This is a genomic window from Acinetobacter sp. GW821-FHT01E09, from assembly GCF_059422385.1.
The window spans coordinates 4,433,724-4,453,841 of sequence record NZ_JBWKWU010000001.1 but is presented as its reverse complement, the minus strand read 5'-3'; the positions used below and the strand labels follow the sequence as shown (position 1 = coordinate 4,453,841).

24 protein-coding genes and 1 pseudogene are annotated in these 20,118 nt (G+C 39.3%); 15 read left to right on the top strand and 10 right to left on the bottom strand.

What is annotated here, in order from left to right; genetic code table 11:
* The first annotated feature begins 3 nt into the window (after window positions 1-3).
* From atpB to AC07U8_RS20325, 9 genes and pseudogenes are all read left to right on the top strand, one after another.
* Window positions 4-879, top strand: coding sequence for a F0F1 ATP synthase subunit A (gene atpB, locus AC07U8_RS20365; protein ID WP_004723427.1), 876 nt, complete (start codon window positions 4-6; stop codon window positions 877-879).
* Window positions 880-962: 83 nt separating this feature from the next.
* Window positions 963-1,208, top strand: a complete 246-nt coding sequence (gene atpE, locus AC07U8_RS20360) for a F0F1 ATP synthase subunit C (protein ID WP_000424060.1) — start codon at window positions 963-965, stop codon at window positions 1,206-1,208.
* Between the two features lie 39 nt (window positions 1,209-1,247).
* Complete coding sequence (locus tag AC07U8_RS20355; protein ID WP_004723424.1) at window positions 1,248-1,718, top strand: F0F1 ATP synthase subunit B; 471 nt, start codon at window positions 1,248-1,250, stop codon at window positions 1,716-1,718.
* An 11-nt stretch (window positions 1,719-1,729) separates the two neighbouring features.
* The gene (locus tag AC07U8_RS20350; protein WP_004823704.1) at window positions 1,730-2,266 is read left to right on the top strand and encodes a F0F1 ATP synthase subunit delta; all 537 of its coding nucleotides are present in this window, start codon (window positions 1,730-1,732) and stop codon (window positions 2,264-2,266) included.
* Between the two features lie 60 nt (window positions 2,267-2,326).
* Entirely contained in the window at window positions 2,327-3,871 is a 1,545-nt protein-coding gene (gene atpA, locus AC07U8_RS20345; RefSeq protein WP_004723422.1) for a F0F1 ATP synthase subunit alpha, read from the top strand.
* An 88-nt stretch (window positions 3,872-3,959) separates the two neighbouring features.
* Window positions 3,960-4,829, top strand: a complete 870-nt coding sequence (gene atpG / locus AC07U8_RS20340) for a F0F1 ATP synthase subunit gamma (RefSeq protein WP_004723421.1) — start codon at window positions 3,960-3,962, stop codon at window positions 4,827-4,829.
* A 26-nt stretch (window positions 4,830-4,855) separates the two neighbouring features.
* Window positions 4,856-6,250 (top strand): F0F1 ATP synthase subunit beta, encoded by a 1,395-nt coding sequence (atpD, locus tag AC07U8_RS20335; RefSeq protein WP_004723420.1) that lies wholly within the window; start codon window positions 4,856-4,858, stop codon window positions 6,248-6,250.
* A 27-nt stretch (window positions 6,251-6,277) separates the two neighbouring features.
* The gene (locus AC07U8_RS20330) at window positions 6,278-6,697 is read left to right on the top strand and encodes a F0F1 ATP synthase subunit epsilon (protein WP_056518359.1); all 420 of its coding nucleotides are present in this window, start codon (window positions 6,278-6,280) and stop codon (window positions 6,695-6,697) included.
* Between the two features lie 180 nt (window positions 6,698-6,877).
* Window positions 6,878-7,147 (top strand): annotated as a pseudogene (locus AC07U8_RS20325) (PIN-like domain-containing protein); the annotation flags it as partial.
* A 66-nt stretch (window positions 7,148-7,213) separates the two neighbouring features.
* On the opposite strand, the gene AC07U8_RS20320 reads toward AC07U8_RS20325, so the two are convergent.
* The gene (locus tag AC07U8_RS20320) at window positions 7,214-7,801 is read right to left on the bottom strand and encodes a DUF4291 domain-containing protein (RefSeq protein WP_494738507.1); all 588 of its coding nucleotides are present in this window, start codon (window positions 7,799-7,801) and stop codon (window positions 7,214-7,216) included.
* A gap of 225 nt (window positions 7,802-8,026) precedes the next feature.
* Here AC07U8_RS20320 and AC07U8_RS20315 point away from each other — a divergent pair, with 225 nt between their 5' ends.
* Entirely contained in the window at window positions 8,027-8,326 is a 300-nt protein-coding gene (locus AC07U8_RS20315) for a hypothetical protein (RefSeq protein WP_494738506.1), read from the top strand.
* 8 nt (window positions 8,327-8,334) lie between these two features.
* Here AC07U8_RS20315 and AC07U8_RS20310 read toward each other — a convergent pair whose 3' ends face one another.
* Window positions 8,335-8,772 carry an ATP-binding protein gene (locus AC07U8_RS20310; RefSeq protein ID WP_034617225.1) on the bottom strand — a complete coding sequence of 146 codons (438 nt, stop codon included), beginning with the start codon at window positions 8,770-8,772 and terminating at the stop codon, window positions 8,335-8,337.
* A gap of 95 nt (window positions 8,773-8,867) precedes the next feature.
* Between AC07U8_RS20310 and AC07U8_RS20305 the strand changes: the two genes are divergently transcribed.
* Entirely contained in the window at window positions 8,868-9,332 is a 465-nt protein-coding gene (locus tag AC07U8_RS20305; RefSeq protein ID WP_494738505.1) for a hypothetical protein, read from the top strand.
* A 21-nt stretch (window positions 9,333-9,353) separates the two neighbouring features.
* Here AC07U8_RS20305 and AC07U8_RS20300 read toward each other — a convergent pair whose 3' ends face one another.
* From AC07U8_RS20300 to AC07U8_RS20280, 5 genes are all read right to left on the bottom strand, one after another.
* Complete coding sequence (locus tag AC07U8_RS20300; protein WP_494738504.1) at window positions 9,354-9,968, bottom strand: PM1805 family lipoprotein; 615 nt, start codon at window positions 9,966-9,968, stop codon at window positions 9,354-9,356.
* A gap of 280 nt (window positions 9,969-10,248) precedes the next feature.
* Entirely contained in the window at window positions 10,249-10,794 is a 546-nt protein-coding gene (locus tag AC07U8_RS20295; protein ID WP_004723411.1) for a glutathione peroxidase, read from the bottom strand.
* A gap of 154 nt (window positions 10,795-10,948) precedes the next feature.
* Window positions 10,949-11,473, bottom strand: a complete 525-nt coding sequence (locus AC07U8_RS20290; RefSeq protein ID WP_494738503.1) for a PM1805 family lipoprotein — start codon at window positions 11,471-11,473, stop codon at window positions 10,949-10,951.
* Window positions 11,474-11,661: 188 nt separating this feature from the next.
* Window positions 11,662-12,408 (bottom strand): helix-turn-helix domain-containing protein, encoded by a 747-nt coding sequence (locus tag AC07U8_RS20285; RefSeq protein ID WP_105714233.1) that lies wholly within the window; start codon window positions 12,406-12,408, stop codon window positions 11,662-11,664.
* A 12-nt stretch (window positions 12,409-12,420) separates the two neighbouring features.
* Window positions 12,421-13,659, bottom strand: a complete 1,239-nt coding sequence (locus tag AC07U8_RS20280) for an MFS transporter (protein WP_227515188.1) — start codon at window positions 13,657-13,659, stop codon at window positions 12,421-12,423.
* Window positions 13,660-13,808: 149 nt separating this feature from the next.
* Between AC07U8_RS20280 and AC07U8_RS20275 the strand changes: the two genes are divergently transcribed.
* The gene (locus tag AC07U8_RS20275) at window positions 13,809-14,453 is read left to right on the top strand and encodes a TetR/AcrR family transcriptional regulator (protein WP_004823720.1); all 645 of its coding nucleotides are present in this window, start codon (window positions 13,809-13,811) and stop codon (window positions 14,451-14,453) included.
* Between the two features lie 142 nt (window positions 14,454-14,595).
* Window positions 14,596-15,489 carry a DMT family transporter gene (locus AC07U8_RS20270; RefSeq protein WP_004823721.1) on the top strand — a complete coding sequence of 298 codons (894 nt, stop codon included), beginning with the start codon at window positions 14,596-14,598 and terminating at the stop codon, window positions 15,487-15,489.
* A 424-nt stretch (window positions 15,490-15,913) separates the two neighbouring features.
* Here the strand turns inward: AC07U8_RS20270 and tsaC are convergent, their stop codons facing one another.
* The 3 genes from tsaC to AC07U8_RS20255 are packed head-to-tail and all read right to left on the bottom strand — an operon-like array spanning window position 15,914 to window position 18,832.
* Complete coding sequence (gene tsaC, locus AC07U8_RS20265) at window positions 15,914-16,483, bottom strand: L-threonylcarbamoyladenylate synthase type 1 TsaC (RefSeq protein ID WP_096735350.1); 570 nt, start codon at window positions 16,481-16,483, stop codon at window positions 15,914-15,916.
* Between the two features lie 46 nt (window positions 16,484-16,529).
* Window positions 16,530-17,657, bottom strand: a complete 1,128-nt coding sequence (gene dprA / locus AC07U8_RS20260; RefSeq protein ID WP_494738502.1) for a DNA-processing protein DprA — start codon at window positions 17,655-17,657, stop codon at window positions 16,530-16,532.
* 23 nt (window positions 17,658-17,680) lie between these two features.
* Window positions 17,681-18,832 carry a LysM peptidoglycan-binding domain-containing protein gene (locus AC07U8_RS20255; RefSeq protein ID WP_494738501.1) on the bottom strand — a complete coding sequence of 384 codons (1,152 nt, stop codon included), beginning with the start codon at window positions 18,830-18,832 and terminating at the stop codon, window positions 17,681-17,683.
* 123 nt (window positions 18,833-18,955) lie between these two features.
* Here AC07U8_RS20255 and def point away from each other — a divergent pair, with 123 nt between their 5' ends.
* Both def and AC07U8_RS20245 read left to right on the top strand, forming a co-directional pair.
* Window positions 18,956-19,486 carry a peptide deformylase gene (def, locus tag AC07U8_RS20250; RefSeq protein ID WP_004723400.1) on the top strand — a complete coding sequence of 177 codons (531 nt, stop codon included), beginning with the start codon at window positions 18,956-18,958 and terminating at the stop codon, window positions 19,484-19,486.
* Between the two features lie 108 nt (window positions 19,487-19,594).
* Entirely contained in the window at window positions 19,595-20,062 is a 468-nt protein-coding gene (locus AC07U8_RS20245) for a DUF2946 family protein (protein WP_004823725.1), read from the top strand.
* Window positions 20,063-20,118: the final 56 nt, after the last annotated feature.

The following is a 20,118-nucleotide window of genomic DNA, read 5'->3' as shown; positions in this document are numbered from 1 at the left end:
TTTATGGCTGCTGAAGAACATGCCCTGACTTCGACCGAGTATATCAAGCATCACTTGACCAATATGACCTATGGCAAAATGCCAGATGGTACTTGGAAATTGGCTGAAAGTGGTGCAGAAGCTCAACAGATGGGGTTCACTGCTATCCACTTGGATTCAATGGGTTGGTCAATTGGCCTTGGTGTGATTTTCTGTTTGATATTCTGGTGCGTAGCGAAAGCTGCAAACTCTGGTGTTCCTACCAAGTTCCAGTCTGCAATCGAAATGATTATCGAGTTTGTTGACTCAAGTGTTCGTGATACGTTTCATGGTAAATCACGTTTAATTGCGCCTTTAGCCTTGACCATTTTCGTGTGGATTTTCCTCATGAATGCGATGGACTTAATTCCTGTTGACTGGATTCCGTATACAGCTCAATTGATTGGTGCAAACGTATTTGGTATGGACCCTCACCACGTTTACTTCAAGGTTGTTCCATCTACAGATCCTAACATTACCCTTGGTATGTCTTTGTCTGTATTTGCGTTGATCTTGTTCTATAGTATTCGTGAAAAAGGCATCGGCGGTTTCGTTGGTGAATTGGCACTTAACCCATTTAATCCAAGTAACCCAGTTGCAAAAGCGTTATTGATTCCAGTGAACTTAATTCTAGAATTAGTAACATTCCTTGCACGTCCAATTTCATTGGCACTCCGATTATTCGGTAACATGTATGCGGGTGAGTTAATCTTCATTCTTATCGCGTTGTTACCTTTCTGGATCCAGTGGGCGTTGTCTGTGCCTTGGGCTATCTTCCACATTCTTGTTATTACATTGCAAGCCTTCATTTTCATGATGCTAACAATCGTATACTTGAGCATGGCAAGCGAAAAACATTAATGGTATTGCCTAACTGTCATCCGGTGGTTAGGTATAATTTTTTTACTTTAATTTGGTATAAACCTAACCTCTGAGGAATTATCATGGAACTCACTTTAGGTCTAGTTGCAATTGCATCTGCTATCTTGATCGCTTTTGGTGCTTTAGGTACTGCGATTGGTTTTGGTCTTTTAGGCGGCCGTTTCCTTGAAGCTGTTGCTCGTCAACCAGAATTGGCTCCACAACTTCAAACTCGTATGTTCTTAATCGCAGGTCTTCTTGATGCTGTGCCTATGATCGGTGTTGGTATTGGCTTGTTCTTCATCTTCGCTAATCCATTTGTAGGTTAATCAGCTTAATTCCGAAATTCACTATTTGAGGAATTTGCAATGAATATCAACCTCACATTGTTTGGCCAAGCGATTGCATTTGCGATATTTGTCGCATTCTGCATGAAGTTTGTATGGCCACCACTAATCAATGCGATTAGTGAGCGTCAGCGTAAAATCGCTGATGGCTTAAATGCTGCAGAGAAAGCGAAAGCTGATCTTGCTGATGCACAAGCACAAGTTAAGCAAGAAATTGATGCGGCGAAAGCACAAGCGGCTCAATTGATCGAACAAGCGAACCGTCGTGCGGCACAATTGGTCGAAGAAGCGCGTACTCAAGCATCTGCTGAAGGTGAGCGTATTCGTCAACAAGCGAAAGATGCTGTTGACCAAGACATCAATTCTGCTCGTGAAGAATTACGTCAACAAGTTGCTGCTCTTGCAGTTGCTGGTGCAGAGAAAATTCTGAACCAACAAGTTGACGCAGAAGCTCATAATGCCATGCTGAATCAGCTGGCTGCTAAACTTTAAGAGAGGCGAATATGGCTGAATTCTTGACGTTGGCACGCCCATACGCTAAAGCAGCATTTGCTTATGCATCTGAGCAAAATGCAACTGACGCTTGGTCAAATGCATTACAACTGCTCAGTGCTGCGGTGCAAGATGAAGCATTCTCCGCTTATTTAAATCGCCCTGAGTTGACACCTGCAGAGCAGGTTGATCTTTTTGCGAAAGTTTTAGGTAATGAACAAACTGCGGCTGTGTCAAACTTTTTGACACTTCTTGCAGACAATGGCCGTTTAGCATTGTTACCTGAAATTGACACAGAATTTGAGCAACTCAAATCGCAAAATAACAACACTGTAGACGTTGTGATTGAATCCGCTTTTCCATTGGATTCAGTACAAGAACAGAAGTTGGCTCATGCGTTAGAAAAACGCTTGAACAGCGCTGTGAAAGTTACAGTTGAAGTAAATCCAGCATTGATTGCTGGTGTTGTTATTCGTGCAGGCGACCAAGTGATAGATGATTCTGCGCTTAGCAAGCTTGAAAAAATGCGGACTCGTCTTCTAGCGTAATTGTTAAAAATAACTACGTCTAAAGAAGACTGAACTTTAAAAAGATTGAGGTATAGCGCAATGCAACAACTGAATCCATCCGAGATCAGTGCGCTCATTAAACAGCGTATCGGCGATCTGGACACCAGCGCGACCGCTAAGAACGAAGGGACCATTGTTATGGTTTCCGACGGTATTGTGCGTATTCACGGCCTTGCTGATGCAATGTACGGTGAAATGATCGAATTCGACGGCGGCTTATTTGGTATGGCACTGAACCTAGAACAGGATTCAGTGGGTGCCGTTGTCTTAGGTAACTACTTAAGCCTTCAAGAAGGTCAAAAAGCTCGTTGCACAGGTCGTGTATTAGAAGTTCCGGTTGGTCCAGAACTTTTAGGCCGTGTAGTAGATGCTTTGGGTAACCCTATTGATGGTAAAGGCCCTATTGATGCAAAACTTACTGATGCTGTTGAAAAAGTAGCACCAGGTGTAATTTGGCGTCAATCAGTGGATCAACCTGTACAAACTGGTTATAAATCAGTAGATACAATGATCCCTGTTGGTCGTGGTCAGCGTGAGTTGATCATCGGTGACCGTCAAACTGGTAAAACAGCAATGGCGATCGATGCGATCATTGCTCAAAAACAATCAGGCATTAAGTGTGTATACGTTGCGATTGGTCAAAAACAATCAACAATTGCAAACGTAGTACGTAAGCTTGAAGAAACTGGCGCTATGGCGTACACAACTGTTGTAGCAGCTGCTGCAGCTGATCCTGCAGCAATGCAGTATCTTGCTCCATATGCTGGTTGTACAATGGGCGAGTACTTCCGTGACCGCGGTGAAGACGCACTTATCATTTATGATGACTTGTCTAAACAAGCTGTTGCTTACCGTCAAATTTCATTGCTTCTTCGTCGTCCACCAGGTCGTGAAGCTTACCCAGGTGATGTGTTCTATCTTCATTCACGTCTACTTGAACGTGCTTCTCGTGTATCTGCTGACTATGTTGAGAAATTCACTAATGGTGAAGTTAAAGGCCAAACTGGTTCATTAACTGCATTGCCAATTATTGAAACTCAAGCGGGTGACGTATCTGCATTCGTACCGACAAACGTAATTTCGATTACTGATGGTCAGATCTTCTTAGAAACATCATTATTCAACGCAGGTATTCGTCCTGCTGTGAACGCGGGTATCTCTGTATCGCGTGTTGGTGGTTCTGCTCAAACGAAGATCATCAAAAAATTGTCTGGTGGTATCCGTACTGCTTTGGCGCAATACCGTGAATTGGCAGCATTTGCTCAGTTCGCTTCTGACCTTGATGAAGCAACTCGTAAGCAACTTGAACATGGTCAACGTGTAACTGAATTAATGAAGCAAAAACAATATGCTCCATATTCAATTGCTGACCAAGCTGTTTCAATTTATGCATCTAACGAAGGCTATATGGCTGACGTTGAAGTGAAGAAAATCGTAGACTTTGATACTGCGTTAATTTCTTACTTCCGTTCAGAACATGCTGCGTTAATGCAAAACATCGATGAAACTGGTAACTACGACAAAGACATCGAAGCTGCAATCAAAGCAGGTATTGAAAGCTTTAAAGCGACTCAAACTTACTAATTTCAATGTATGTTGTTGTTAGTTATGGTTTGGTTCACGGATCAACCTTCGGAAGCTCGAAAGGGCTTTCGAATACTAGGTTAAGCGTATGGCAAATTTAAAAGAAATTCGCGCCAAAGTAGCTAGTATCAAGAGCACGCAAAAGATTACTCGCGCGATGCAAATGGTAGCAGCTTCTAAGATGCGTCGTGCGCAAGAGCGCATGGCTCAGGGCCGTCCGTATGCCGAAAATATGCACCGTGTAATTGCTCATTTGGTCCAAGCGAATCCTGAATACAAACATCGCTATATGGTTGAACGCCCTGTAAAACGCGTTGGCTATATCATTGTTTCTTCAGATCGTGGTCTTGCTGGTGGTTTGAACATTAACTTGTTCAAAAAAGTGGTAAAACACGTACAACAGCAACAAGAGCAGTCAATTGAAGTTCAATTTGCTTTAATTGGTCAAAAAGCGGTTTCGTTTTTTAAAAACTACGGCGGTAAAGTACTTGGCGCAACTACGCAAGTAGGTGATGCTCCAAGTCTTGAACAGTTAACTGGTTCTGTACAGGTGATGTTAGATGCATTTGATAAAGGCGAGTTAGATCGTATTTATCTTGTGTCAAACGGCTTTGTCAATGCCATGACTCAAAACCAAAAAATCGAACAACTTGTTCCATTAGCTGCGGCTGATACGGACGAGGATCTTAACCGCCAATATGGTTGGGATTATCTATATGAACCAGAAGCTGAAGAGCTTTTAAATGGTTTATTGGTTCGTTACATTGAGTCTATGGTTTATCAAGGTGTGATTGAAAACATCGCATGTGAGCAGTCTGCTCGTATGGTTGCAATGAAAGCTGCAACTGACAACGCAGGTGATCTTATCAAGAGCCTACAACTCATTTATAACAAGCTGCGTCAAGCCGCGATTACTCAGGAAATTTCTGAGATCGTTGGTGGTGCCGCTGCCGTTTAACATTATTTTGAATTGAGGAGACAGCAATGAGTAGCGGTCGTATCATTCAGATCATCGGCGCGGTTATCGACGTCGAGTTTGAACGCAATAGCGTTCCTAAGATCTATGACGCTCTCCAAGTTGACGGTACTGAAACTACTTTAGAAGTTCAGCAACAACTTGGTGATGGTGTAGTTCGTACCATCGCAATGGGATCTACAGAAGGTCTTAAACGTGGTCTAAACGTATCTAATACTGGTGCACCTATTTCTGTACCTGTAGGTACTGCATGTTTAGGTCGTATCATGGACGTTCTTGGTCGCCCAATCGACGAAGCTGGTCCAGTTGCGACTGAAGCGCGTTTGCCGATTCACCGTCAAGCACCTTCTTATGCTGAACAAGCTGCTTCTACTGACCTTTTAGAAACTGGTATTAAAGTCATTGACTTACTTTGCCCGTTTGCTAAAGGTGGTAAAGTTGGTTTATTCGGTGGTGCCGGTGTTGGTAAAACTGTAAACATGATGGAATTGATCAACAACATCGCGAAAGCTCACTCAGGTTTATCTGTGTTTGCTGGTGTTGGTGAGCGTACTCGTGAAGGTAATGACTTCTACCACGAGATGAAAGATTCTAACGTTCTTGACAAAGTAGCAATGGTCTACGGTCAGATGAATGAGCCACCGGGTAACCGTTTACGCGTAGCGTTAACTGGTTTGACCATGGCTGAATACTTCCGTGATGAGAAAGATGAAAACGGTAAAGGCCGTGACGTATTGTTATTCGTTGACAACATTTACCGTTACACATTGGCTGGTACTGAAGTATCTGCTCTTTTAGGTCGTATGCCATCTGCAGTAGGTTACCAACCGACGCTTGCAGAAGAGATGGGTGTTCTTCAAGAACGTATTACATCGACTAAGTCTGGTTCGATTACATCTATCCAAGCGGTATATGTACCTGCCGATGACTTAACAGATCCATCGCCTGCAACTACATTTGCTCACTTAGATGCAACTGTAGTATTGAGCCGTGACATCGCATCTTCTGGTATTTACCCAGCGATCGATCCACTTGACTCTACTTCACGTCAGTTAGATCCACTTGTTGTTGGTGCTGAGCATTATGAAATTGCACGTTCTGTACAGAACGTATTGCAACGTTATAAAGAGCTTAAAGACATCATCGCAATCTTGGGTATGGACGAGTTAGCAGAAGAAGATAAGTTGATTGTTTACCGTGCGCGTAAAATCCAACGTTTCTTCTCTCAACCGTTCCACGTAGCTGAAGTGTTTACTGGTGCTCCTGGTAAACTTGTACCACTTAAAGAAACAATTCGTGGCTTTAAAGGTCTTCTAGCTGGTGAATACGATCACATCCCAGAACAAGCGTTCTATATGGTTGGTGGTATTGACGAAGTGATCGCTAAAGCCGAGAAGCTTTAATTAGCAACTCTAATTTAGGAGATTCACATGTCGACTATGCAATGTGATGTTGTAAGTGTTAATGAGTCTTTGTACTCAGGCACTGTGACAATGCTTATCGCAAAAGGTGCTGGCGGTGAATTGGGTATCATGCCTGGTCACGCTCCGTTAGTCACTTTGCTCAAGCCGGGCGCAATTCGCGTTCTGCTTGAAAACGGTACAGAAGAGTTAATCTATGTATCTGGGGGTGTTCTAGAAGTTCAACCGCATGTTGTTACTGTACTTGCAGATACTGCAGTTCGTGCTGACAACTTAGATGAAGCTGCAATTCTTGAAGCACGTAAAAATGCTGAACAATTGCTTGCAAATCAAAAAAGCGATTTGGACTCTGCTGCTGCTTTGGCTGCTCTTGCAGAAACTGCTGCTCAGTTGGAAACCATCCGCAAAATCAAAAACCGCGCGCTATAAGACGCAGTTTGAGATTGAAAAACCACCCGCGAGGGTGGTTTTTTTATGGTTAAAAATATATATTTACTAAATAAAATTATTTAGCGCAGTAATTTGTAAATGTTTAATTGTTACGAGATAGAAAGTGTAGAGAATATTAAATCTATACTTTAAGCAGAGAACACTTTTTTCGTATTTGATACGAATGTATTACTTAATCTATATTCTTATCAATCAGAAACATTAGAGAAGATTTTTTCTTCTATTGAACATGTAAAAGATAGAGCCTTCATTCCATTTCAAGTACGACTAGAATTTGAGAATAGAAGACTAAATGTTATTTCAAATAATTTAAATAAATATAATAAACTAAAAAGTATTTTAAATGATGGAAAGGATTCGATATATAAAAGTATAGCTGATCAACAAGTATATAAAGATCAAATTAAATTTACCCAGTCAAAGGATTAATAGATCGAAAAATTCATTAAAGTTAATAATGTACGAAGTATTAGATACAAAGTATATGCATTGTTATTAAAGTTCATCCACTTTTTTACTAATATTTGGAAGATACAGAGTTTCTTTAGGTAACAAAGCCGTTGCTTCATCCAATTTTCCATCAAAAACCAACTGATGTACATGTTGCGCTTCTTGGGTAATGTCTGTGATATTGACAATCCAATTCTGAATATAGTGTTGAACGGCTTCACCTGTTAACCCAATTTGAATTGCACGATAGTCCAAAGGTTCTAAGTATAGATTTCTTTCAGGATCCCATTGAATACGTACTGGATGTTGATCTTTAAAATGTTGCCAAGTTTCATTGTCCATGTGTTCAGCTTTATGGCTTGTACAACTATGTTCTAAAGCCCAATCGAAACCTTGTTTAGATATATCAATCGCAAGTATGCTTTTCTGTCCTTCATCTTTATAACCCCATCCACAGCGATACATCATCCATAAATAAGATGGTTTAATCCAAGTCATACGGCTTTCTTTAAAAAATGGATTATTTAAGAAACCATGTTTTACCGCATGTTGTGCAAGGGTAGGATTGTATGCTTGATAAACGCGTATGGTATTTTTGGCTTGAAATGCACGTATTTGTTTAAAATTATTCATTTTTCTCCAATAGAAATTGTGTTTTTATAAATTGTTTTTTTAGCAAGATGTTTAAGTTCTTTTGTTGCCTCTTGAATTATTCTATGTGAAATTTTATTAATTGGCAATATGACACTTTAAAATTTATTATAAAGCTAAGTGATTTGATACATTTTTTGCTAAAGTCGAATTTTCAATTCATTGCTAAGTTTATATGCTAAAACATTGTATTTAGAATAAATCACTATGCACCTCATCGAACAACAAGCGCACTTTTGGGAACTTTATCAAACGCAAGATGACTACTATCTCAGTATTGCCGTAGATATGAGTTCTGTTGTTTCATGTTGGGATATTTATTTAACCGAAGTAGAAATTCAGGCGTATCAGAACAAAGGGCGAATTGCGATTGAGGAACTCACCAATTTAATTGTGGCTGAAACCTATCGTGGAGATTTTTCCAATATAGCAGCTCGTAAGGTACCTAAAGAAATACAACAACAGATGCAAACCGCATTTAAAACATGGCGGTTGGCCCAACATTAAATTTTTATTCAGTTATGAGTAATTGAAAAGCCATTATTTTCTATCATATTTACTTTAAACAGCGCATCAAAACCTTCTGAACGATTCGGGACTTCTAATTTATAAAAGGTGGCTTTAACGCCTTTTTCAGCAATATTGGCTTTACCCTCACGTTGTGCATTACGCTGTAAAGTGCTGTCTAGATCCGTTTCAAAATAATATGAAATGATCTCGAAGCCAGCAGTTTTGGCAAGTTGAATATAACGGGCTCGATCGGCTTTGCTCATGTTGGTGTTATCTATCACGATTTTGGTTTTAGAGGCTATAGCTGCTTCAAACAGTATCTTTTCACGATGGCGTGTTTTTAGCATATCGAGATTGATACGTAGATGTGTATGGTAAAAATACTGTTGATAAAAAGTAGATTTACCCGAAGCTTGTACGCCTGTGAATAAAATCAGTTGCATGAAACACTACAAAAATACGCTTAATCTGCTATTAAATCATGTTCATGAACTTTGCTACAATCTATTCATTGTTGTAGAAAACCAATAAACTTAAAATGAAAAAATTAGTGCAATGTCGGTATTTATTTTCAATACTTCTACTGAGTGCTGTTTCAGCATGTCAAAGTCAATTTGTCACTACACCCAATTCACCCACTGAAGCAAGTTTGGTGGCAAATTCAGTGGGAAATGGTTTAGAAACAGAATTAGATATCGATTATGTTGTCGCATTTAAAAATTTGAAAATGGCCTATGGGCAATGTGTTGCCTTTACTGGCGAAAAAGATTTTGTCTTTACCGACAATCGACTAGAACGAGATTTAGAAATGGGAACCTTGTTTACCCGTACAGAGGGTGGGGCGTATTTATCAAAAACTTTGGTGGAATCCATTGGAAAGAATAAAACCCGTTTAACGCTATTTTTACCCGCAAGTTATAAGTCTGCTCAAGCTCGTTTTAAGTTAGATGCTAAACGCGCGCTAGGACTAGACCCATCATGTAATGTCGCAAAGCCAAGCTAAGGCTGGTCTGTTCAAATCTAATTAACTTTGCTCAGGGGCTTGTTCTGTATTTGATCCCGGGATCATCATGCCTGCGAGTTTAAGCATATCTAATTGGATGGTATTCATTTGTTGTTCGATTTTCTTAAAATCAACTTTTGAAATGTCTAAATCACCGTTTAACAATGCTGAGTTAAGCACTTGCTTATTGGCCTGTAGCACTTGTTGGCGGATACCATCAATCTCTTGGCTTTTTAAATCTAATGAAATCAATGCTGTGTTAAAGCCTTGTAGTTCACGAGTCAATGTTTTGACAGATTGTTGCAGCTCAGCTTGATTTTGTGATTGTATCGCTTGTTGTAAATTAGATTGGCTTTGCTGTAATTTTTCAACATAGTCACCAGTTTTCAGCTGTACGTTGGCAACATCACGTGCGATATAAAACATATTGCCTTGTTTTAAATCTTCAGTACTTTTTGCTGTTGATTGATTATTATTATTTGAGTCGGATGTATTCTCACTCATTTGCGCAGTTTCAATCGCTTGAGCGTCATCTTGTTGACGTGATTGTTCAGCGGCTTGATTACAGCCTAGTAGTAACATGCCAGAAATAAAAATAACAAAAGGCAAAACCGCACCTTGTAAAAGCTTTTTCATCGTTGTCCAAAAGTAATTTAATCGGTTATGAATTCACTATAATTTGCAAAAGTGTAGAGATTGAGGATTGTTGCAAAGGACATACAGTCTGTAACTTTAGAGATTCATTTCTACTCAAACAAAAGCAAAAAAGAATGCATTTTTAGCACGCTATTGAAGATGGTTGAAATTTTAAATTGTGAATAAAGCTAGAGGCAGTTTTGATCGAAAATATAAAATTTTCGATCAAAACTGCAAAATATAAAAATTTATTTAAAGCATAGAGCTTTTAATGCTCGATTTATTTTGCTAATTCAGCTTCAATCGCAGATGTAATTCGTGGATCATCAGCAGTGATATCTGGTGCAAAACGTGCCACGATTTCACCATTTTTACCGATTAAGAATTTTTCAAAGTTCCAAAGGACTTCAGGTTTTGGGTTTGGGGTTAGGCCATAATCGACTAAGTCTTTCCACCAAGGGCCTTCACCAATACGCTCAGGGATTGCATGAATTAAGCTGTCATAAAGTGGATGCTTATCATCACCTGCAACTGAAATTTTAGCAAAAAGTGGGAAGTCGACATTGTAAGTTAAAGAGCAAAATTGCTCGATTTCATCATTTGTTCCAGGCTCTTGCGCAAGAAAGTTATTTGCAGGAAAGCCGAGGATTTCTAAACCTTGATCTTTCTTTTCAGTATATAGTTTTTCTAAACCTTCATATTGTGGAGTAAGGCCACATTTAGATGCAACGTTAACGATTAAAAGAACTTTACCTTGATATTGATTCAAGGTCGTCGCTTCACCTTTGATGGTATTGACTGGGATGTCATAAACGGAATTGCTCATAGGGGTATCCTTAAAAATCAAAAGACAGTAATTAGAAATATGTCTAATGTTTTAGCGATATTCCAAGATTTCAGCAAGTTACATTTGTATATAAGTGTAATAAAAAAAGCAGATCATAGGATCTGCTTTTAAAAACTGCATCAAATTTAATCGATTATGGTGCAGCGTTTGCTTTGGCTTGAAGTGCTTGCATTTCAGTTAACAGGCTTTGTTGTAACTCAGTACCTTTCTTTTGTAGTTCCATGATTTTTTGTGGATCTGGTGAAGTCGCTAAACCAGCTTCTGACATTTCAACGCCTAGGTTATTTGACTCTTTCATTTTGTCACGTACAGATGCAACTTCATTACTTTTAAGTGCTAAACCATCAAGATCTTTGTTGAAACCGTCCACATAAGTTTTCATTTTATCGACAACACCTTTCAGTGCATCTTTATCACCCTTTTGTGCAGCTTGCATCACTTCTGTTTGGAAGTTCAAAGCTTCTTTAGCTTTCGCTGTAGACATTGTTTGAAGTGCAGTTAAATCGCTTTTGATATCAGCAGTATTGTTGGTACTTAAAGAAACCGCAGCTGCAGCAGGTTTGCTCTCAGTTCCTGAAGCTGAATCAGCTGGTTTTTTATCACATGCAGTTAAAGCAAACGCTGAAGCACATAGTGTAGCTAGTAGTAATTTTTTCATTTATTCGAACCCTTCAATATTTAAAATTCTTATGAATTTGACGGTAATATATACAAATTCAAAAAGTTATATGCTTAATCTAGAGCATAAGATGCAAAATGCACAATTTTAAGGCAATTTTCTATAGTATTTTTGTATATAAACTTATCAATAAAGTGGAAATAGATTGTTTGAAAAACATCCCAATCTTAAAGATTTCGCATTTGTGCTGGGGTTTGATGGGTATAACGTTTAAAAAACTCAATGAAGCTAGACGTGTGTTGATAGCCGAGATCTAAACTAATTTTTTTAATTGAAACGCCTTGTTGTATTAATGAAATTGCATAAATAATCTTGGCACGATTACGCCATTCAGACAGCGAAAGTTTAAGGTGCTCTTGGCTCAGTCTGAGTGCATGCCGTTCAGTAATCTGAAAAGTATCGAGAATTTCCTGGAGGCTTTGGGGGAAGCGTGTTGTATCAGACAAATGCTCAAGAATAGGCTTGAGTGTAGGGTGGTTGGTTTGCGGTAAATAATGCTCATAACACACACTATTTTGGATTTGATCGACCAACAGTTCTAATAAGTGTTGATAATAGGGAGATGATGGAATCCCTTGTTTCTGCTGCTCTAAAACTTCTTCAATGGTATGACGTAAAAAGGGGCGAATACTTAAAGTCTTTGTGCTTTGGGATAAGCTTTGACAAAGCTGAGGATGAATACGGATACAGATATAATGCGTCAGTTGATCATCCACAGCAGTACAACAATGTTCGGTTTGTGGTGGAATCCACAAACCATAACTTGGTGGAGACAGATAGGTTTGTTCTGCGACGTTGAGTTCTAAAGTCCCATTTAGACTCAAATTAAAATCACCCCATAAATTTGAATGGGGTGTCACCACATCATGCTTTTGGTAGAAAAATTCTTCTACAGAAATCAGCGCTGAATACATAGTTGAAAAGACTTAACTCTCACATTGAATGGCAGTGTTTTCAGCTTTGGGGTTATTTAATCCACGACTCAGCGTGAAAATTGAAATAAAGGCCAAAAGGATAAAACTCAGTACACTATACAATAAAATGTTGGCATTAAAATGGTCAACAACATAGCCACCGATTAAAGCACCTGTTGCAATCATCACTTGGAAGAAACCAACAAATAACGGCATGCCTTTTTCTACAGCTTGAGGGGCGTGTAAAAACATCCAAATATTGGCAGTGGTTGGAAATGCACCAAATGCAAAGCCCCAAAGCGCTGTAAGAATAAAGGCGCCTGATGGATGAATGGCAAATAGAGGAAAGCCAAAAAATACAACTGCAAAACAGATGGCAACGAATGCAAAGGTATAACGCACATTCAAATTACCGCTATAACCAGCAAAAGCATTCCCAAAAATACCAGCAATACCAAATAATAACAGTAGCGAACTGATGGTAGCACTGTCAAAGCCTGCTGAATTTTTAAAGAATGGGGTCAGATAGCTATATGATGAAAAATGAGCCAAACCAATCAACAAAATAATAATCAAACCTTGTCTGGCTTTACTGATTCTTAGCAATGCAGGTAAGTCTTTAAAATGAATGGCAGATTCTGGTTTTAAACTTGGGATAAATTTAATCCCCAACAGTAAAACAACGAAGCCGATGGCGGAGGTAATCCCAAATGATGTTCGCCAGCCATATGCATCACTTAGCCATGTCCCAATCGGTACACCAAGAACAGTGGCTAAAGTTACCCCAGCCATGACAGTTGCTGTTGCTTTCGCAATGGGTAAATGGCTTGGTGCTAAACGACCACTTAAGGCAATTGCAGTCGCCCAAAATCCACCAATCGCAAATCCAAGAATAAAACGGCTCAGCAGTAAAATCTCAAAAGTTGATGCAATTGCAGTGATGGCATTGGCAAACACCATCGTTGCAGACAGGGCTAGGAGTAAGTAACGTCGATCTAAATTTTTGACTAGAACCGGAAGGAGTGGTGCTGCTATGGCGGCCATGATCCCCGGGAGAGTGATCATCAAACCTGCTGTACCAACAGATACATGCAAATCACTGGAAATATCGTTGAGTACACCGATTGGGAGAAACTCACTGGTGACCAAAGCAAAAGCAGTAATTGCAACGGTTAATAGCGCCAACCAGCTCCCTTGGCTACTGGGGGGAATCTCAGAGGACTGTGGTTCTGAAACTTCTGATTGCATCATATTCATGAAGATATGTTCCTGCTGTAAAGCGAAAGTATATGGAGGTATTTTTTAATTCATTAACGATCGTTATAAAAATAAAATATTTGATTAATTTTGTGTTGTCAATTAATTTAATAATGTTCGTTATAAAAATATATGTGAAAGTTATGGCTGATTCTGAAAAACATGCTTTAGTCGCTGAAAAACAAGCACCTAAGCGTGGGCGTGGTCGTCCTAAATGTTTTGATGAACAACAAGCGCTACAAAAAGCCATGTTGTTGTTCTGGGAATATGGCTATGAATCCACATCGATGAGCGATTTAACCAAAGCCTTAAATCTTACTGCACCCAGTATATATAGTAGTTTTGGAGATAAATCACAGCTGTTTCATGCCTGTTTGGAATACTACTTAAAGCATGAGGCATGTCCTTTGGAGGTTATTTTTCAACAAGCCAAAACAGCAAAAATCGCCATTGAAATTTATTTGTATGAAAACCTTAAAAAACTGGTTCAACAAAATAAACCGACGGGTTGTATGTTGGTTACCGCAACCATGAATTGTTCACAAGAACATGCACCGATTCAGCATGATCTTTTGCTGAAAAGACAACAAGTCAAAGAAAATATCTACCAACGTTTGCAACAGGGTGTCAAAGAAGGTGACTTAAACCCACATGCTAATATTCAAGCGATGACAGATTATTATTCAACGGTGATTCAAGGTTTAACCATGCAAGCCCGTGATGGGGTTAGTGCTGAACAATTACAAAGTGTGGTGACTTTGGCAATTAAAACTTGGGAATTATTCTAGGTTTAAAAACGCATAAAATAGCATTTGTCTGAAAAGCCCTATAGATGTCTGAAATGCCATATTTAAATTTATTCCGACTTCATCGATAATCATTTCCAGATCCTATTCGACAGTCAAAATTATGTATAGCAATTCAAAACCCATGTGGTGGGCAATCAGTTTACCGATCATTGCAGTATTGATTTGGTCAATGAATATTGCAGTTACACGTTATGTTTCGGATTATATTTCACCTGTCAGTATTAGCTTTTATCGCTGGTTAGTGGCATTTATTATTTTGACTCCATTTATGTTGCCCCAAGTGTGGAAGCAACGTCATTTGGTTAAACAACATTTTATGCAATTTGTGGTGCTGAGTGCTTTTGGTATGTTCTTGTATCAAGGCTTGGCCTATAGCGCAGCGCATTACACCACAGCAACCAATATGGGCATTATCAACGCCTTTATTCCAGTATTTACCATTTTTGTTTCGATTCTTATTTTACGTGAAATTCCCAATCGCTTTGCTGTTGTCGGCAGTATCTTGTCTTTTCTTGGTTTACTGTATGTGATTGGCCGAGGGGATTTTAGCAACTTGACTCAATTGGCAGGGCACTCTGGTGATTTGATCATGGTCTTGGCTGTGTTCTTTTATGCTTTTTATGGGGTCTTTCTAAAAAAATGGCAATTGAAAGTTCCATTACTGCTGAGTCTCTATGTGCAAATTGCACTGACCTTGGTCTACCATTTACCATTTGTGCTTTATTATGGCATTGATGCGATTAACCAAGGCAATGTCGCCAGCGTTTTATATGCGGGCATATTGCCTTCTCTTGTTGCGCCTTTATTGTGGATGATGGCTGTACAATATCTAGGTCCAAATCGAACCAGCATTTTTATGAATTTAATGCCAGTATTTACTGCAATCATTGCCTACTTCTGGCTGCATGAGGCTTGGACGATGTCGCATACGATTGGTGGTATTGTCATTTTAGTGGGAATTGCATTGGCACAAAAAAAGTCACTTAGTGTCAAAAAAAGTACATTATTGAGTTAAAATTCAAAGTATTTTGGGTGAAAAATATTCATTTGGAAACTTATTTTTTACCCTTTTAAAGTATTAAATCTGAGCAAAATTTGTTTTTGAATTAGTGATTTACCTGTTAAAAATGCAAATAGTAAAACAAATTTAAACACTTAGTTTTATTATTGAAATTCCAGTTATTTTCAATTCACTTAAATGAACAGATCTTGCTCAGAAGAATATATTTGTATTCAAAAAAAATTTATAGGATAATATTTTCATCGTAGCGAATTAAGAATTTCTTAATTAAATTGTTCTACACTGAATTTTTCATACCCTCTGGATGTGTTTAACGCATCCTTTTTTATACTCAGCCAACCCTATATGTGGCTGAGTTTTTTTTTGCCTTTTTATTGGCAATATTTAAATTCATGATTGAGTGAATATTTTAACGTGTTTAAGCACGAATCACTTGTGCTGTAGATGCATCAATGATTTTGCTTGGTTCGCGACTTAAACCAAGATCACCGTTTAAATAATTCAATTCCGAACCAAAATATTGACTGGCTTGTTGTAAAGATCTTGCTGGTTCTAAACCTGCTGAATTTGCACTGGTCGACACAATAAAACCATTAAAGGCATTACATAAGGCAATGCACAAAGGGTGGTTGGTTACACGAACTGCGACCTGAGCATGCTGGCCTTTAATCCATTGTGGAATTTTATCATCAGCTGGAAGTAGCCAAGTTGTTGCCCGTTCTGTTCTAGAGCGTTGCGTCCATGATTGAATGATTTGTTCACGAATAATAGGGTCAATTTCTGTTAATAGATGCTCAACTTGTGAGAGCTGTCCTGCCAATAAAATCACGCCTTTCTCTATAGGGCGTTGTTTAAGCCTTAAAATTTCTAAAAAAGCCTGTTCATTGAACGGATCGCAGCCTAAACCCCATACTGCCTCTGTTGGATAAGCCAAGACTTTACCTTGTTGAAGAATTTGTGCAGCTTCAGCAACTGAGGTTGTAATCATCTATGTTTACCTTGCCATTTCGTGGAATAAGCCACTATTGTGAACCTTAATAACTGACTCGGCAACGTAAGTACAGCCCAGATTGTTGAATACAGTGACCCAAAAGTTCTAATTCCATAAGATCGCTTGTGAGTTGTGCAATGTCTAAATTTGCGCTTTGAGCAAGCTTATCTAAGTCTTGCCCAATCCAATCCAGCAACTGATACAGCTTAAATAAATGTTCGGGAATTTCTGGCATTGGGGAGCGTGCTTCAGACTGTTGTGCGCAATGCCATTGGGTGGGAAGTGCTAAATCTTCAACAATCTGTTCTGGATGATCAACCAGAATGGCCCCTTCACGAATGAGCTGATGACATCCTTGATGATGCTCTCCATAAATATGTCCCGGAATTGCAAAAATCACTTTACCTTGTTCTGCGGCAGCTTGCGCCGTAATTAGTGAACCGCTACCCAGTTGTGCTTCTGCGACAACAACACCTAAGCTCAAACCACTCACAATCCGATTTCGATAGGGAAAATTGCGTTGAATAGGCTGAGTTTCTGGCAGGTATTCAGTCAGAATCGTTCCTGAATGCTGCAAAATTTGTTCTTGTAACTGTCTATTTTGACTAGGATAAACCAGATCTAAGCCTGTACCAATCACCGCAATGGTTCGATGGTGTTTTAGTCCACCCATATGTGCAGCGGCATCAATTCCCAGTGCTAGGCCACTGGTAATAAAAAAGCCCTTTTCACTCAAATAGTAAGCAAAATCATAAGCCACTTGTTTGCCATGCGGACTTGGCTTTCGGCTACCCACGATGGCGATTTGCGGTTGACTTAGATTCTGAAATGCACCTTTACCAAATAGAATTGGTGGATGATCAGGATAAGGTAGCAGTTGTTGAGGATAATGAGGGTCGGTATCTAAAACAATAAAATCTGTATGTTGTTGAATTTTATCGAAGCAAACTTGAAATTTGGATTGCCCAAGCGCAGTGAAAAATTCACTGGCTCTTTCAAGATGGTTTTTATGAATTTTGGCTTCAGACCAGCGGTTTAAATTTTCAGCTTGCAGCGCTTTTGCGATAGAACCAAAATGTGTTTGTAATTTACGAAAAGCGCTGAGCGAATGTTGAACCAAATACCAAAGTCTGATGGCATCATATTGGTCATTGGATATTTGCTTCAACATATTTAAATCACATCATGAAAAACTTAGTTGTCTGCAATTGCAGGTGGTTTAATTTCAGCACCCATTTTAATAGGTAAATTACTTTCCAAAACATAGGCATAGCTGAGGTGATCAAAACTCTTAAAGATCATCAATGTACCAATTTTTTGACTTGGTAATTTCACAGACTCTTTGGTTTTTGGGTCACGGACTGTTTCACCTTGTTGGTAAATACTAAAGACCTGTCCAGGTTTAGCACCTTGTAAGCTCCCACGGTCAATGGTGACTACACTATATTGCGCTGCTGTGCCAATTGAACCTTGTACACGAACCACTTTACCGCCATTGGTGACTTCATTGGTGGTGGTTGGATAGAACAAGCTCGGCAATTCGGCATCATAGCTTGGCAGGACATAGTCGCCCTTACGCACTTCAGCATTATAACTTTTGGTTAACTCAAGGGTGGTGACATCATTTTCACCAGCCGCCGCAGTTGCAGAAGCAACCTCAGTTAACTCCATGCCCGCATTAAACTTTTTGCCTTCAGCATTGAGGAAAGTATAAGGTTTGCCTTCACGATAGATCCCATAACGTTGACCCACGACTAAGCCATTTCCACGCGCATAAACGGTTTGTCCTGCACCTGTAATCACACGATTATCAGCAGCACCGATGGTATAAGGGATATTCTGTAAAGATTCAGGATTGACCACAATACTGTGTTCTAACCATGGTTGAATATCTGATAATGGAATCACTGAAATCGCATTATTTAAGGATTCAACGCGTATTTGAGGGCGTAAAGATGTCCCACCTTGATGACGACGAATAATTCCATCACAACCATCACCTTCATCTACACCAATCAGTGGGCGACCATCTAAAGTACACAACAATAATTTATCACCTGGATAAATCCAATGTGGATTTTTAACATGCTTATTGCTTGCCCAGATTTCAGTCCAGCGCCAAGGCTTGCTTAAAAACTTCCCCGCAATATCCCATAAAGTATCCCCACGTTTCACCACATAGACATTGGGTGCACTGGATTTAAGTGCGGGCGGATTGGTGTTTGGACTTGCGTGTGTGATTTCCATGTAAGTGAATCCTGCACTTAAACATAGTGTCACAGCAAGTAATTGTTTCTTGAACCCCTTGGCATGAAAGTTCGTTATGCCAGTTAAAACCTTTTTCATTATCATAATTCCTAAAATTATGTCTCTATATGCGTTATAATACGCATATTACACACATTTTTTTAATGAAGCATATTCTTCATTTAGTTTTAAGATCAATGGCATAGCAACAGAGGGTACAGTATGGCCTTATTACCTATTTTAAGTTTTCCTGATCCCCGTTTACGCACCATTGCAAAACCTGTCGATGTGGTAACTGATGAAATTCGCCAGTTAGCAGCAGACATGTTTGAAACCATGTATGAAGCGCCAGGTATTGGTCTGGCTGCTACACAGGTCGATCAGCATATTCAGCTTATCGTAATGGATCTGTCTGAAGACAAAGATCAACCTATGGTGTTCATTAACCCCAAAATAACACCGCTTACAGAAGAAACCTTATCTTATGAGGAAGGCTGTCTTTCTGTTCCTCAAATATACGATAAAGTTGAGCGTCCGTCACGAGTTAAAATTGAAGCAATTAACCTTGAAGGTCAAGCTTTTGAAGTCGAAGCGGATGATCTATTGGCGGTATGTATTCAACATGAAATGGATCACTTAAACGGTAAATTATTTGTGGATTACTTATCCCCTTTAAAGCGTCAACGTGCGCGTGAAAAAGTGGAAAAAGTGGTTCGTCAGCGTGAAAAGCAAAAAGTTCCAGCAAAACGTTGATCTGAGTCAGTTGAATTTTAAAAACTTTTAAAATTTTCCTGTATAACAAAGCCCAATTTTGTTTGGGCTTTGTTATACTCTGGCTCGAAAAATGTTGAGACGAACGTTTTGTTGAGAATAGGTTTACTGCTCGGTTTTACCGCAGTTTTTTTACAGATTGCTGTATTTTTACAGCCTTTGCTACCGAAGCAATATCAAATTGCGCCGGTCTGTGAAACTATTACTCAAGCTTTAGTACAAAGTCATTTCTACGAAAAGCATCAACATAGCACCCATCATCAACATCAATCTGCATCTTCTGCACATGAAGCTGCCAGTCATGACCATCTATTGGCCCATGCTGAACATGCAGCGCCAGAGCAACCAAGTTCACATCACCATGATGCGGGTCACCAGTGCCAATACTGTACAGTCTATGGCAATTTGGTTTTACCCCCTGAACTTGAAATCAAAGAAATATTAGATCGTATCCAAGTGCGACTGGTTGCATTTCAAAAAGCATTTCGACATGTCTATTTTGTATTGCAACGTTTGTTTCTACTTCCCCAAGGGCGAGCCCCGCCACTTTTTGCATAAATCAAAAACTTAATTTTTAGGGTCTTCATTGACTCCAGCCTTGTTTAATTTATGAT

Bases quoted from the DNA above. Each gene is read 5' to 3' on its own strand.
- AC07U8_RS20305 (WP_494738505.1), top strand. From the start codon at position 8,868: ATGAAAAAATTAGTGCAATGTCGGTATTTATTTTCAATACTTCTACTG.
- dprA (WP_494738502.1), bottom strand. From the start codon at position 17,657: ATGTTGAAGCAAATATCCAATGACCAATATGATGCCATCAGACTTTGG.
- AC07U8_RS20315 (WP_494738506.1), top strand. From the start codon at position 8,027: ATGCACCTCATCGAACAACAAGCGCACTTTTGGGAACTTTATCAAACG.
- AC07U8_RS20310 (WP_034617225.1), bottom strand. From the start codon at position 8,772: ATGCAACTGATTTTATTCACAGGCGTACAAGCTTCGGGTAAATCTACT.
- atpG (WP_004723421.1), top strand. From the start codon at position 3,960: ATGGCAAATTTAAAAGAAATTCGCGCCAAAGTAGCTAGTATCAAGAGC.
- atpA (WP_004723422.1), top strand. From the start codon at position 2,327: ATGCAACAACTGAATCCATCCGAGATCAGTGCGCTCATTAAACAGCGT.
- AC07U8_RS20285 (WP_105714233.1), bottom strand. From the start codon at position 12,408: ATGTATTCAGCGCTGATTTCTGTAGAAGAATTTTTCTACCAAAAGCAT.
- AC07U8_RS20300 (WP_494738504.1), bottom strand. From the start codon at position 9,968: ATGAAAAAGCTTTTACAAGGTGCGGTTTTGCCTTTTGTTATTTTTATT.
- AC07U8_RS20330 (WP_056518359.1), top strand. From the start codon at position 6,278: ATGTCGACTATGCAATGTGATGTTGTAAGTGTTAATGAGTCTTTGTAC.
- atpB (WP_004723427.1), top strand. From the start codon at position 4: ATGGCTGCTGAAGAACATGCCCTGACTTCGACCGAGTATATCAAGCAT.
- AC07U8_RS20295 (WP_004723411.1), bottom strand. From the start codon at position 10,794: ATGAGCAATTCCGTTTATGACATCCCAGTCAATACCATCAAAGGTGAA.
- AC07U8_RS20350 (WP_004823704.1), top strand. From the start codon at position 1,730: ATGGCTGAATTCTTGACGTTGGCACGCCCATACGCTAAAGCAGCATTT.
- AC07U8_RS20275 (WP_004823720.1), top strand. From the start codon at position 13,809: ATGGCTGATTCTGAAAAACATGCTTTAGTCGCTGAAAAACAAGCACCT.
- def (WP_004723400.1), top strand. From the start codon at position 18,956: ATGGCCTTATTACCTATTTTAAGTTTTCCTGATCCCCGTTTACGCACC.
- AC07U8_RS20290 (WP_494738503.1), bottom strand. From the start codon at position 11,473: ATGAAAAAATTACTACTAGCTACACTATGTGCTTCAGCGTTTGCTTTA.
- AC07U8_RS20320 (WP_494738507.1), bottom strand. From the start codon at position 7,801: ATGAATAATTTTAAACAAATACGTGCATTTCAAGCCAAAAATACCATA.
- AC07U8_RS20255 (WP_494738501.1), bottom strand. From the start codon at position 18,832: ATGAAAAAGGTTTTAACTGGCATAACGAACTTTCATGCCAAGGGGTTC.
- atpE (WP_000424060.1), top strand. From the start codon at position 963: ATGGAACTCACTTTAGGTCTAGTTGCAATTGCATCTGCTATCTTGATC.
- AC07U8_RS20280 (WP_227515188.1), bottom strand. From the start codon at position 13,659: ATGATGCAATCAGAAGTTTCAGAACCACAGTCCTCTGAGATTCCCCCC.
- tsaC (WP_096735350.1), bottom strand. From the start codon at position 16,483: ATGATTACAACCTCAGTTGCTGAAGCTGCACAAATTCTTCAACAAGGT.
- AC07U8_RS20270 (WP_004823721.1), top strand. From the start codon at position 14,596: ATGTGGTGGGCAATCAGTTTACCGATCATTGCAGTATTGATTTGGTCA.
- atpD (WP_004723420.1), top strand. From the start codon at position 4,856: ATGAGTAGCGGTCGTATCATTCAGATCATCGGCGCGGTTATCGACGTC.
- AC07U8_RS20355 (WP_004723424.1), top strand. From the start codon at position 1,248: ATGAATATCAACCTCACATTGTTTGGCCAAGCGATTGCATTTGCGATA.